This window comes from Lederbergia galactosidilytica, assembly GCF_017873565.1.
GTDB classification, from domain to species: Bacteria; Bacillota; Bacilli; order Bacillales; family Bacillaceae_C; genus Lederbergia; species Lederbergia galactosidilytica.
In genome coordinates this window covers 162,455-175,504 of the sequence record NZ_JAGGKH010000009.1, presented here as the reverse complement: position 1 = coordinate 175,504, position 13,050 = coordinate 162,455, and the positions used below count along the sequence as shown (strand labels likewise).

Sequence of the window (13,050 nt, the reverse complement as noted above, 5' to 3'; positions counted from 1 at the left end):
TGCAAATTTATTTAGAAAGGATCAACGGCTAACATGGCCATATCCTGAGGCAATACCTATTTTACCAACAATCTACTCCCTCATCGTCCTGGCGCAATGCCGTTATGCGAAGGTAGAAGGCGTAAATTTACTAGGTGCTAAACGCTAGAGCTGGATGATTACAGTCTTTATTTAAAACTAACCAAAGGTTCTATTTTACAATTTTTAACAGTAAAAAATGGCTTTATGATGCTTAGTTTTCAGTCAATAATGCTTCTATATACTTTTGATCTACTATATTATCTGGCTGCTGCGTCTTAGTGGAATAGCTATTAAGCACTTCCCAAATTCTAAATAACAATCGATTATTAGATAGTCTAAGAACATGTTCTAATTCCACTGGTCCCTGCTCATTAATGTGATCACGCAAAGCCTTAATACCTGACTTGTCCGATAAAGAGCGAATACTTAAATAAAGTTCTTTTTCCAAGATCCTTTTTGTATCGTCTAAATCTTCTTGTACTAATGGATCCTCCAGTATAAACATTCCGAGCAACTTAATTAACTGATGATTTTTAAAATCCGATAGAAAGGTCCCTTCTCCTCTGCGTGTCTCAATTAACCCTAAAAGCTCAAGGGCTCTTAGGGCTTCTCGAACAGAAGACCTTCCTACCTTAAGTCGCTCAGATAATTCTCTTTCTGATGGAATTTTATCACCTTGTTTGAGACCGTCCGTTAAAATTATCTTTTTTATATCTTGAACAATTCCCAGATATACTTTCGACTGCTCATTCTCCATATTCATCGTAAGTTTCACTCATTCTTTTCCAATTATAGCGAGTTGCCTTGTCTTTTCCCGAATTTCATCTGGATTGACTTTTATACGAGCAACACCAGTCTCCATAGCCGCCTTCGCTACTGCAGCAGCCACATCAGGGGCAACACGCGGATCAAAGGGATCAGGAATAATATAATCTGTTGATCTTTTATCATCCGGAATCAGATTAGCAATTGCCTCAACCGCCGCCTGCTTCATTTCCTCATTGATATGCGTAGCTCTCACATCTAATGCTCCCCTAAAAATCCCTGGAAAAGCTAATACATTATTAACTTGGTTAGGGAAATCAGACCTACCTGTTCCAATTACCATGGCCCCCGCAGCTTTTGCCTCAGCTGGCATGATTTCTGGCTCTGGGTTTGCCATAGCAAATATAATTGGATTTTCATTCATAGATTTGACCATCTCACTAGTTAATGCACCTGCTACAGATACCCCGATAAAGACGTCTGTATTTTTGATGACATCAGCGAGTTTCCCTTTTAATTTGTGGAGATTGGTATATTTTGCTACTTCCTCTTTTACCGTATTCATACCTTCAGGGCGTCCTTCATAAATAGCGCCCTTTGAATCGCACATAATAATATCTCGCACACCATAACTCGAAAGCAGTTTTATAATAGCAATTCCAGCTGCCCCTGCGCCATTAAGTACCACTTTAATATTATTGATTTTGCGGTTAGTTAGCTTAAGAGCGTTGACCAACCCAGCAACCGTTACAATAGCAGTACCGTGTTGATCATCGTGAAAAATGGGAATACTCGTTTCCTTTTTCAACCTATTTTCAATGGTAAAACAATGAGGTGCGGCAATGTCTTCTAAATTAATACCGCCAAAATTGGGCTCTAACAATTTTACTGTTTGAATGATCTCCTCAATATCTGTTGTCTTTAAACAAATGGGAAAGGCATCTACACCAGCAAAGCTTTTAAATAATACTGCTTTTCCCTCCATGACTGGCAAGGCCGCTTCGGGACCGATATTTCCGAGCCCAAGCACAGCTGTGCCATTTGTAACAACCCCAACCATATTCCCCTTCATTGTATATTCATATTGCATTTCCGGTTTTTCATAAATAACTTTGCAAGGCTCAGCAACACCTGGTGAATAAGCTAAGCTTAAATCCTTAGCATTTTTAACTTCAATCTTTGATTTAGATTCCAGCTTCCCTTTATGGAGTTTATGCATGTGCAGTGCTTCTTCACGTAAAGACAATAAGACTCGCTCCTTTTAGAGGTTGTTCAAAAAGTCCAGTAAAACACCACGGATTCACTCGTCGGCTTGTTAGTCTGTTTACCCTCCTCTTCGAACACGCACTTTTATTGACATTTATCCAAAATCGAAGTGGTCTGGCCACAAAAGCTTCCCAACAAATATACCATATTTCTATTCTTTGAAAAAGTTATTTTAATACATGCTTAGAATCGACAAAAAACTCCATTTATAATTTCTCATCCTGTAAACCATGTTATTTAAGAACAATATTTTCGTTCCCTAATAACTGTTTTAATTCCTCGAGGCAAGGCGTCGAGGGGTCAACCCTATCTTTATCCCCTAATTTGATTGTTCTTTTTGTCCTTTCATAATGAAGCACAACAATCGTCTCACCAGAATATTTTTCGAGAATTGCTCTAAGTTCATATAAGATATCACTTTGTTGCAAATCCCTTGGTATCTTTATATATAAATTTGCCCTTTTCTCTGGATCTAATTCCTTAAGAGTTTTCGGATTTTGAAGTCTGTTAATAATCAGCTGGATATGATTCTCTCTTTGCTCAGCATTCCCGATTACCAACACGACTTCTCCTTCTTGACAAAGATCCTCGAACTTTCGGAACGCCTCAGGAAATATGACACCTTCAAGCTCACCTGAGGGATCACTCATTTTTACAAAGGCCATTTGATCGCCTTTTTTGGTCCTAATTTTTTTTACATTCGTAATATATACTCCAGCCGCCACATTTCTTAATCCAGGTTGCATTTGAATAAGTGGTGTAACTTGTGCTGCAGAAAACTGTTTTTGGTAAATACTAGTAGGGTGATCGGAAATATACAAGCCTAAATAATATTTTTCATAAAAAAGTTTATCTGCCATTTCCAGCGGATCAACCTCTACATATTTAGGCTGAATTTGAAACTCTTTATCATCAGCAAATAAATCACTACCTGCAGAAGGTCTCATCAATTCCGCATGTTCTAAAGCCACATCTAAAGTAGCTAGTAAAGTTCCTCGATCATATCCAAATTCGTCTAATGCCCCTGCATAAACAAGCCCCTCTAACACTTTGCGATTGACTGCTTTCGGTGATACTCTCATACAGAAATCGAATAAATCTCGATACGATCTTTTTCGATGTTGAGTGATCTCCCGTAGTGCCGCTACACCAATGCCTTTAATTGCACCAAGACTAAAGCGAATCCCTTCGGCACTTGCTATAAAAGGATACTGACTGGCATTAATAGATGGTGGTAATATTTTAATCCCTAATTGTTTCGCTTCATGAATATATTTCGCAACTTTATGATCATTTCCAATTACGGAAGTTAAAAGGGCAGCCATAAATTCTTTTGGATAATGAGCCTTTAAATAAGCTAATTGCCAAGCAATATAGCTATAAGCTACTGCATGACTTCGATTAAATCCGTAATTGGCAAAGCGAACAATCAAATCATAAATTTGGTTAGCCGTTTGTTCATTATGTCCTTTTTTCAGGGCTCCTTGAACAAAATGAATTCTTTCATTAGCCAATTCAGCTTTCTTCTTCTTACTAACAGCACGCCGTAGTAGATCAGCTTCACCTAATGAAAAACCAGCCATCGTTGCCGCAATTTGCATGATTTGCTCCTGGTAGACGATTACTCCATATGTAAGCTCGAGAATTGGCCGCAAATCCGGATGTGGATAATACACTTGTTTTTTTCCATGTTTACAAGCAATATACTCAGGTATATTTTCCATCGGTCCTGGTCTGAATAAAGCATTAACAGCAACAATATCTTCAAATTCTGTTGGTTTCAATTCGCGTAGAACTTTGCGCATACCATCTGACTCTAGTTGAAAAATCCCAGAAGTATCTCCTTTTTGTAATAAAGCAAATGTCTTTTCATCCTTAAAAGGTATCTGGTTGAGCGATAATTTCTTACCATTATTTCTTTCAACATTTCTCATGATTTGTTCTAATAAAGTCAGATTTCGCAACCCTAAAAAGTCCATCTTCAATAGGCCTATTTCTTCTAAATCCCCCATAGGGAATTGTGTTAAATAAGTCCCTGTCTCAGCGCCCTGCAGAGGAATAAGCTCTGTCAATGGTTGTTCGGCAATGACAACACCTGCAGCATGTGTGGAAGTATGCCGCGGTAAACCTTCCAAAATAAGGGCCGTTTCAAATAACATTCGATTTCGTTCCGTTTGTTGGACAAATTTCTGTAAGCCATCTGATTCCTGCAAAGCTTGTTTTAACGATATACCTAGGCGAGAAGGAATCAATTTTGAAAGCTCCTCTAATTCAGCTGAGGTGAGCCCAAACACCCTAGCGGTATCGCGCATCGCCGCTTTTGCGGCAAATGTCCCAAAGGTAATAATTTGCGCAACATGATTCCGTCCATACTTTTTCATCACATACTCAATTACTTCATCGCGACGATGATCAGGAAAATCAATATCGATATCAGGCATACTTATTCTTTCGGGATTTAAAAAACGTTCAAAAAGTAACTGGTGTTTAATAGGATCAGCATCAGTAATGCCAAGTAAATAAGCGACAAGGGATCCAGCGGCAGACCCCCTTCCAGGTCCTGTTAAAATACCATGCTCCTGGGCATATTTCATAAAGTCCCAGACTATTAAGAAATAGTCGTTAAACCCCATCCTTTGAATGGTGCTTAATTCATAGTTTAATCTGTCATAATATTGATTACCTGGAGAAACAATTCTTTGTTCTAATCCAATCTCACATAATTCTCTTAAGAAATCAGCAGAATTCTTCTCCTCAGGAAGTGGATATTTTGGCAATAATTCCTGGTTGGTTTCAACCATTACATTACATGCCTCAACAATTTGAGCAATGTTGGTTATCGCTTCCGGAAGATCAGAAAAAAGTTCCTCCATTTCTTGTTTGCTTTTAAAATAATACTCTTTCTTTACCTTTGTTTCTGGTACTGTAATTTGAACACCATCTCGGATAGCTAAAAGACATTCTTGGGCAAAAGCCTCTTCAGGTTCTAAATATTGCACATCATTTGTAGCCACAAGAGAAATGTCTAACCTAGTTGCTAAATGTAATACTTTTTCCTTTAATTCTTTTTCCACTGCTTCGTGATGATTTTGAACTGTAAGATAAAATTGGTTGCTCCCAAAAACTTCTAAATATTGTTTGGCAACATCTATCGCTTCTTTTTCCTGGGAATTTTGAAGCAGTTGCTCTATCTCGCCTTTTTTACCCGGGGAAAGAGCAAATAGTCCCTGTACATAAGGTATTAATTCTCCCCAAAGGATCGATTCTCCTACCCCAGTTTTTATAATGGTAGAGATTTTCAAGAGGTTTTTATACCCCTGATTATTTTGTGCAAGGAGGATCAACGGATAGGCAGGTCCATTCTCCTCCTTTTTATACATGGCCGTCATGCCAATAATAGGTTTTATACCTGCTTTTACACACGCCTTGTAAAAAGGTAAAACTCCATATAGTACATTGTAATCCGTTAATGCTAATGCCGTGTATTCTAACCTTCTCGCTTTTTCAACGAGCGCAGGAATAGAGATTGTACTTGAAAGTAAGCTATAAGAGGTTGATATTTGCAAGTGGGCAAAACTCATGAATTCCACCCTTTCCGTTATTCTAACTACTATTATGAACGAGCATGGCAAAAAATGAAATAATTGTGGAGTGCCATATTAATAAAATAAAAAACATTGAATAGAACAGATACATTTTAGTGAGCACAACTTATTACTATAAAATTCCTGTTCCAAGATATCCCGCGATTTTGCGTCAGTCTGCTAGCTCCGCCACTCTCCTCCGCTAGCTCATCAATTACTTGCCTTTTATTATTTTCACCCTTTTTTTCATACATTTATTTCATGTTTGTCCCATATATTGTAATAAGTAGAAGGTTATTTTTGAGGTCTAGGTCTAGCTCTAGGCGCCATCGGTGTAGCCTAGGACGGCGTGTTTTTAACCAATGTTCCGCTTAATAACCTGACCCGATGAAAGTGGATCAGAACATTTGCTTGTCGCCATAAGCGAGCGCCTTGACTTTTCTTAGGGAGATGTTGACATGAACGAAGCTTTTTTTCCTGCTTTTTTTAATAGTTATTTTATCGCCTTTGGTGTTGTTATCGGTGGATCCTTAATCGGTGGGATGGCAGCCTTTGTTACGGGAGATCCTTTGCTTACACAAATCCAGAACATTTCTAGTCAAATTAGAATTTGGGCTATAGTCGCCGCAATTGGTGGTACTTTTGATACGGTTTATAGTTTTGAAAAAGGATTTCTAGATGGAGGAACAAAAGATTTGTTCAAGCAATTCTTACTTATTCTTTCAGCAATGGGTGGAGCAAAATCTGCCGCCCTTATCATCGCTTGGCTCACTCAGGAGCATATTACATGAGAATTCCGCCATTTTATAGAAATAGTAACTGGCAACGGTTATTTGCAGGAATGGCTGTTGGTGGTTGTATTAGCTGGGTAATCTTTCTCTTCATGTTTGGGGTAATGCAAGAAAGGAATAGCGTGATTATGCAGGAACAAGCAAATAAAATTCATGAGCTGCAAAGTGATATTAAAATATGGCAAGATGATTATAAAGAGCTAAACGAAAAAAACGAAGAAATGTTAACCATCCAAAAAATAAAAGTAGAACTGACAAACTATGAAAAATACGAGATTAAGGACAGTCAAAGCATTCACACTGTTCAAGAAGCCATTCAAGATGATCTGCGCTCCTTACTAGCAAAAGATCTAGCAACCGTATATAAAAATAAAGAAATGATTGAAAAAACAATTGAAAATAAAATTGTAAAAATTAACGGAAAAAAATATGAATTTGTGATCCGGGAAATCCATTATTACACAACCATTCATATTGAGGTAGAGCTGAGGCTAGCAGATTAACAAAATTATAGACAAATTCCAAAAAATAATAAAGAATATGGCTCCATTTTCCATAATTTCAAGACTATTTCAAGCCATTAAAAATATTACAGTTATTTTTGAGCATTGATATATAGAAAAAAAGAGTTGCCACAGCAGATCATTTTCATTGATCTACTATGGCAACCCCATCATCATGTTCGATTCTTATTGAGCCTAACGGCATACTTCCTCTATATCTTCTTGCACTAGCTTTGCATCTTCCCATGAAGAAACGGAGGCTCCAGCTGCTAACGGGTGTCCTCCACCACCATATTTTCTCGCAATTGTGTTAATCACTGGTTTCTTTGAGCGCAACCGAACGCGAATTTCCTTCTCCTCCTCAATGAGAAAACACCAAGCTTTTATGCCTTTGATGTTTCCTAAAGAGCCTACAAGTATAGAAGCTTCAGAAGCAGTTACATTAAATTCCTTAAGAATGGACTGATTTAATTTAACAATAGCAGCCCCATCCTTATTCATTTCGTAATGTTCATATACGTAGCCTTGAAGCTTAATCATTTTCGGTTCTAACTCATACATATGATTAAAAAGCTCAGTTCTATCAAAATGATATTCAATTAACTCGCTCGCATATTGAAAAGTTTTTTTCGTTGTACTGGGAAACTGAAAACGGCCCGTATCACCAACAATCCCTGAAAAGATCAATCTCGCTGCCTTGTCAGTCATTTTCAGCCCTTGTTCTTTTCCAGACAGATAGAATTCATAAATCAATTCGCTCGTTGAAGAAGCAGTCGTATCAACCCAACAAGGATCACCATATGGATCTTCGTTTGGATGGTGATCTATTTTGATTAAATTCTCTCCTAGGGAGTAGCGATCATCGCAAATTCTTTCTTGATTGGCTGTGTCACAAACAATCACTAGGGCTCCCCTATATTGCTCATCTGTTACGGAATCTGGAACAAATAAGTAATCTAATTCTGCTTCATGTTTTCCTGTTACTAAAACATTTTTTTCTGGAAAGGATGCCTTAAGAATTTCCGCTAATCCTCCTTGTGATCCATACGCATCTGGATCGGGGCGAACATGACGGTGAATAATAATTGTGTCATACTGCTTAATCATATCTAGTATTTGTTGCTTCATTAGTCAAACCTCTTTCTATTGTTCAAATAGTTTTCAATTGTCTTCTTCATGATTTAGGTTACAATAAATAGTATAAATGGTTAAGTGGATGTTCAAAAATTAAGGATCAAGGGCTAATTTTGACATCCTGTCGCTTCCCTAGCATTAGTAGATTGTACGTCGCAATGCCTTTGAGTCCGACGTCCTGTAGGACTCGGTAAAACGACTCTGCAGAGGAACTTCAGTAAACTCGCCCAAATCCAGACATACACATAGGTCCACTGTTCATGCACATAGATGCACGTCCTTTTATCTTTCTTTTTGAACACACACTGTAATATAAAAATGGAGGATCCACCCTTATGCCTATTTTAGTGTTTATCATTGTATTATCATTATCTTTTTATGTCTTTTATAAAATAAAATATGTACGCAGTCACTTGCCTATGGAGAAAAAATTGCTTAATGGGAAATCGAGTATGGCGCTCGGAATTTTCGTTGCATTTTTCGGGCTCAATCAACTTTTTTTATTTCAAACTACCCTTACCTATGTAATAGGAATCCTCTTCATCTTACTAGGTGTTGCAAGCGCATGGGCAGGCTTTAAATCTTATCGCTATCATATCCCCTATGCTGTGAAAGAGGCTAATGAGGGGTCTAAATAATTATTTATAGGATGAAACGCTAATATCGATGCGTTTCATCCTATATATCCCTATTTCTCAATAAGCTTGCACATCATCAATGCTTTACCTATAAGCTCTTCCCCATTAAACACCTCGACATCTACTTTTCCAAATTTGCGGCCAACCTCGAGAATATTTGGTTCTATTCTCAATACACTGTCTATTTGAGCTGGCTTTAAATAATAAATCGTTAAATTTTCGACAGCAAGTTCACCTTTTTTTTGTTGCCTAAAAACTCTAGTAGCCGCCTCTGTCATAATAGTGGTGAATACACCATAAGAGATTGTTCCTAGTTGGTTCGTCATTTGTGGAGTCACTTCGAAATCAAAAGCCTGTCTTCCTGCATACTCCCCTGCTGTGAATTGCTTCGTGATCGTATCATCGATTGTTTCACCGACATGAGGCTGCCTTTGAATCATTTGCAAAGCTTTTAACACATCTTGTCGACTGATAATCCCTGCAAAACGCTTTTGGTCATCTACAACAGGGAGCATTTCTATCCCTTCCCAAATCATCATATGGGCAACAGAAGCAACACTGACATTTCTTCCAACCGTTAATGGGTTACGTGTCATAATTTTATCCAAAGCCAAGGATTCATCTTGTCCAATAACATCCTTTCCCGTCACAATCCCTACAACTCGATTCATCGAATCTAGGACAGGAAAACGACTATGGTTAGTTTCCCGTTTTTTCGCATACCAATCAGCAACAGTTGCCTTAACGCTCATACTGGCTGATTCCTCGGCATGCGTTAAAATATCATCTACCAAAGTAATTTCTTTTTTTATTAATTGGTCATAAATCGCTCGATTAATCATCGTGGCGACCGTAAATGTATCATAACTTGTGGATAGAATAGGAAGCTTCAATTCATCAGCTAATTGTTTCACTTCTTCACTTGTATCAAAACCACCTGTGATGAGAACCGCTGCACCAGCACGTAATGCGAATTCATGCACTTCTGTCCTATTACCGACAATTAGCAGATTCCCCGGACCTGTATATCTCTTTATGGCTTCCATTTCCATGGCACCTATCACAAATTTGGTTAAAGTTTTGTAGAGACCCGCTTTTCCCCCAAGCACTTGTCCATCAATAATATTGACAACCTCTACATACGTAAGCTTTTCAATATTTTCCTTTTTCTTTCGTTCAATTCGGATTGTTCCTACTCTTTCAATGGTACTAACATATCCTTTATTTTCCGCATCTTTAATCGCACGATAGGCTGTTCCTTCACTAACATTCAGTTCTTTAGCGATTTGCCGAACTGATATTTTTTCTCCTACAGGAAGACTATCAATATGGCGAATAATTTGCTCATGTTTGGTCGCCAAATTCTTCACCCTTTTCTTTACCCGTTCTATTTTCTATCTCTTATTATAACGAGTAAAGTAATAATCGACAATTTTCAGTCATGATCTAGCACGAATTCTTCCTTTTTTGTAGTTCTTTTCATTTTCTTTTGCAGGGGTGTTGCCGAAATTGTGATTAAATAAAAGGGCAGTTAAATTTCCGGCTAAAACCAAAAAGGCAAACACAAGCCAAACAATGGAGAATGTCCCGCCTATTCCAGAATCTATTGGCGAAAGTCTTGGCAATGCAAAATAGAGCATTACTCCACACAGTAATAAACAGAGCAAATACCGATATCTTTTCAAAAAAATCCCTCCCAGCACTTTTTGCTATTGTATGCGGGGAGGGATTGAGAAATGCGTATGCACTTTGTTATTGATGTACAAACTTAAAAAGGAATGACTAAGTTTACAACATTTTAGTTACCTGGCAAATCGAGGAACAAAGGCTTTCTAAACAACAAACTCGTATTCCTGAAATAATTGATCATTAAGTCGTTAGACTTAAGCCTAACACTGTTTGTAGTTGAATAAAAAGCGTCCATATTTTATTACTATAAATCTAATGAATCACCTGGCTTCATAATTTTCCCTTGAATTCCCTCGTCTAATAAATCGATAAATGTTTGTGGATTTTGTCGAATAGGTGGGAATGTATCATAGTGTACCGGCACAACCATTTTAGCGTTGATATATTTCGCTGCTAAGGCCGCATCTTCTGGCCCCATTGTAAAATTATCCCCAATCGGTAAAAAAGCTATATCAATCTTATGACGTTCCCCTATTAACTTCATATCTGAGAAAAGGCCGGTATCCCCTGCGTGATAGATCGTTTTCCCCTCTGCTGTAAACAAAACACCTGCAGGCATTCCCATATAAATAATCTGCTGGTCATCTGTCGTGATAGCTGAACTATGGAATGCTTTCGTATATTTCACTTGTCCAAAATCAAACTGGTATGCACCACCAATATTCATGCCATGTGTATTAAGTCCTTGCCATCCAAGATAAACAGCCAGTTCATTGGGCGCTATTACTAACGAATTGCTCTTTTTCGCAATCGTTTCTGTATCCCCTACATGGTCATTATGTCCATGGGTTAAAATAATGGCATCAGGTTGTTCATTTTCTACCCTTAGATCAGTTAATTCATTTCCTGTTATAAAAGGGTCAAATAAAATTGTTTTTCCATTTGTGACGATTTTAATAATGGAATGACCATGATATGAAATTTTCATATTTACCACTCCTATGCATAATTCGGTCTCACTGTATCATTTCGATTTTTTCCCCGAATTTCCTGCATGTTTCTTTCTTTATTTTTAAAAAGCTGATAACATTTTTGAAAGGTGTTCAAAAAAGATAAAATGACAAAATGATTTTCAGTCCTTTTATCCCGATTTGAACACGCATATTTGAGAAAAGCTATTTAGGAGATGAAATCATTGAATCGATTAAAGAAACTTTCAGCATGGTTAAGTAAGGAAAATATAGAGGCAGCATTCATTACGTCTCCAGACAATATTTTTTATTTAACTGGGTTCCGTAGTGAACCACATGAACGCTTATTAGGTTTAGTCGTATTCCAAGAAGAGGAACCATTTATCATTTGTCCAGCAATGGAAAAAGCAGATGCTCGCGCTGCCGGGTGGGAGCACGAAATTATTGGCTACCAAGACACAGACCAACCATGGGATTTTATTGAGCAAGCGGTAAAAGCAAGAATTTCCAATATTCGCCAGTGGGCGGTTGAGAAAAATCACATGAATGTAAGTCGATATGAAGAGTTACAATCCCGGTTTTCTAGTATAAGTTTGCAGGATGTCGAGCCTGTTCTAAACGAACTTAGAATGTTAAAAACTGCCCAAGAATTAGAATACATTCAGAAAGCATGTGAATTAGCTGATTTTGCTGTTGAAGTTGGTGTAAGTGAAATTGCAGAAGGAAAAACAGAATTAGATATAATCGCTGCAATTGAATATGAGGTAAAGAAAAAAGGCGTTTCAGGCATGTCTTTTGATACGATGGTTTTAACAGGAATCAATGCCGCTTCCCCCCACGGGACCCCTGGAATGACGAAAATCAAAAAAGGTGATTTTGTCCTATTTGATTTAGGTGTTATTTATGAAGGCTATTGTTCCGATATTACAAGAACTGTCGCATTCGGTGAGGTTTCTGTCGATCAGGAGAAAATCTATCAGACCGTACTGCAAGCACAAGAAGCCGCTGTTAATGCCGTTAAACCTGGAATACTAGCAAAACAGTTAGACAAGATTGCACGTGATCAGATAACTAATGCTGGTTATGGCGAATATTTTCCACATCGCCTTGGTCATGGTCTGGGCATCAGTGTCCATGAATATCCTTCTATTACTGCCACAAATCCACTTCGCATGACAGAAGGTATGGTATTTACGATTGAACCAGGTATTTACGTTCCAAGTATTGCCGGTGTCCGAATAGAGGATGATCTATTAGTAACAAAAGAAGGCGTAGAAACGTTAACAAAGTATCCAAAAAGCTTACAAATCATATAGGAGTGCTGTTTGGCTAATGGGATATTCAAATAAAAGGAATAGGTATCCCCTCTCTTGGAGAGATTTTTGAAACACAGGGAGAGCGTGACACTTGGCTCTCCCTTTTTGGGGTGTTATTGAGTTTGCAAAGATCAATTCCCTCCCAGCATAAAAGGGAATTCGCCTTTTCCCCGGACCTAGTTTTCTACCTTTGGTATCCCTTATCCAAAAAATAGATCAAGGATATTACTTCCTGTCGAGCTTTGCTTATTATAGAATTCCGCATAGCCACAATTTTGGCAATAAACTACGATAAACTGATTATGCTGGATATCAAACATTTTCGATAGTCCAGTACCAGTCATTGCCACTTCCTTTTGAGCAGCATTCTTACTTCCACATTTTAAACAGCCATTTTTATCATTCATATAGAATCATCTCCTTGCTTTTATT

12 protein-coding genes are annotated in these 13,050 nt (G+C 37.9%); 4 read left to right on the top strand and 8 right to left on the bottom strand.

Annotation, left to right across the window (positions count from 1 at the left end; translation table 11 throughout):
* Window positions 1-232: 232 nt before the first annotated feature.
* The 3 genes from J2Z23_RS11550 to dnaE form a co-directional block, all read right to left on the bottom strand.
* Window positions 233-784, bottom strand: a complete 552-nt coding sequence (locus J2Z23_RS11550; RefSeq protein WP_209973970.1) for a FadR/GntR family transcriptional regulator — start codon at window positions 782-784, stop codon at window positions 233-235.
* 12 nt (window positions 785-796) lie between these two features.
* Window positions 797-2,032 carry an NADP-dependent malic enzyme gene (ystJ, locus tag J2Z23_RS11545; RefSeq protein WP_057985197.1) on the bottom strand — a complete coding sequence of 412 codons (1,236 nt, stop codon included), beginning with the start codon at window positions 2,030-2,032 and terminating at the stop codon, window positions 797-799.
* Between the two features lie 253 nt (window positions 2,033-2,285).
* Window positions 2,286-5,633 (bottom strand): DNA polymerase III subunit alpha, encoded by a 3,348-nt coding sequence (gene dnaE / locus J2Z23_RS11540; protein ID WP_209973968.1) that lies wholly within the window; start codon window positions 5,631-5,633, stop codon window positions 2,286-2,288.
* Window positions 5,634-6,094: 461 nt separating this feature from the next.
* On the opposite strand from dnaE, the gene ytrH reads away from it, so the two are divergent.
* Both ytrH and ytrI read left to right on the top strand, forming a co-directional pair.
* Window positions 6,095-6,427: a sporulation membrane protein YtrH gene (ytrH, locus tag J2Z23_RS11535; protein ID WP_057985202.1), complete on the top strand. Its 333-nt coding sequence runs from the start codon at window positions 6,095-6,097 to the stop codon at window positions 6,425-6,427.
* A complete protein-coding gene (gene ytrI, locus J2Z23_RS11530) occupies window positions 6,424-6,930 on the top strand; it encodes a sporulation membrane protein YtrI (protein WP_057985204.1) in 507 nt (168 codons plus the stop codon). The genes ytrH and ytrI overlap by 4 nt, the downstream gene beginning before the upstream one ends.
* Before the next feature lie 195 nt (window positions 6,931-7,125).
* Here ytrI and J2Z23_RS11525 read toward each other — a convergent pair whose 3' ends face one another.
* The gene (locus J2Z23_RS11525; protein ID WP_057985206.1) at window positions 7,126-8,058 is read right to left on the bottom strand and encodes a DHH family phosphoesterase; all 933 of its coding nucleotides are present in this window, start codon (window positions 8,056-8,058) and stop codon (window positions 7,126-7,128) included.
* 341 nt (window positions 8,059-8,399) lie between these two features.
* Between J2Z23_RS11525 and J2Z23_RS11520 the strand changes: the two genes are divergently transcribed.
* Complete coding sequence (locus tag J2Z23_RS11520; RefSeq protein WP_057995509.1) at window positions 8,400-8,702, top strand: YtpI family protein; 303 nt, start codon at window positions 8,400-8,402, stop codon at window positions 8,700-8,702.
* Window positions 8,703-8,752: 50 nt separating this feature from the next.
* Here J2Z23_RS11520 and J2Z23_RS11515 read toward each other — a convergent pair whose 3' ends face one another.
* The 3 genes from J2Z23_RS11515 to J2Z23_RS11505 form a co-directional block, all read right to left on the bottom strand.
* Complete coding sequence (locus J2Z23_RS11515; RefSeq protein WP_057985210.1) at window positions 8,753-10,063, bottom strand: DRTGG domain-containing protein; 1,311 nt, start codon at window positions 10,061-10,063, stop codon at window positions 8,753-8,755.
* Between the two features lie 78 nt (window positions 10,064-10,141).
* Window positions 10,142-10,387: a hypothetical protein gene (locus J2Z23_RS11510; protein WP_057985212.1), complete on the bottom strand. Its 246-nt coding sequence runs from the start codon at window positions 10,385-10,387 to the stop codon at window positions 10,142-10,144.
* A 248-nt stretch (window positions 10,388-10,635) separates the two neighbouring features.
* Window positions 10,636-11,319, bottom strand: coding sequence for a metal-dependent hydrolase (locus J2Z23_RS11505; RefSeq protein ID WP_057985214.1), 684 nt, complete (start codon window positions 11,317-11,319; stop codon window positions 10,636-10,638).
* 198 nt (window positions 11,320-11,517) lie between these two features.
* Here J2Z23_RS11505 and J2Z23_RS11500 point away from each other — a divergent pair, with 198 nt between their 5' ends.
* Window positions 11,518-12,618 carry a M24 family metallopeptidase gene (locus J2Z23_RS11500; RefSeq protein ID WP_057985216.1) on the top strand — a complete coding sequence of 367 codons (1,101 nt, stop codon included), beginning with the start codon at window positions 11,518-11,520 and terminating at the stop codon, window positions 12,616-12,618.
* A gap of 200 nt (window positions 12,619-12,818) precedes the next feature.
* Here J2Z23_RS11500 and J2Z23_RS11495 read toward each other — a convergent pair whose 3' ends face one another.
* The gene (locus J2Z23_RS11495; protein WP_057985220.1) at window positions 12,819-13,025 is read right to left on the bottom strand and encodes a zinc ribbon domain-containing protein; all 207 of its coding nucleotides are present in this window, start codon (window positions 13,023-13,025) and stop codon (window positions 12,819-12,821) included.
* Between the last annotated feature and the right edge of the window lie 25 nt (window positions 13,026-13,050).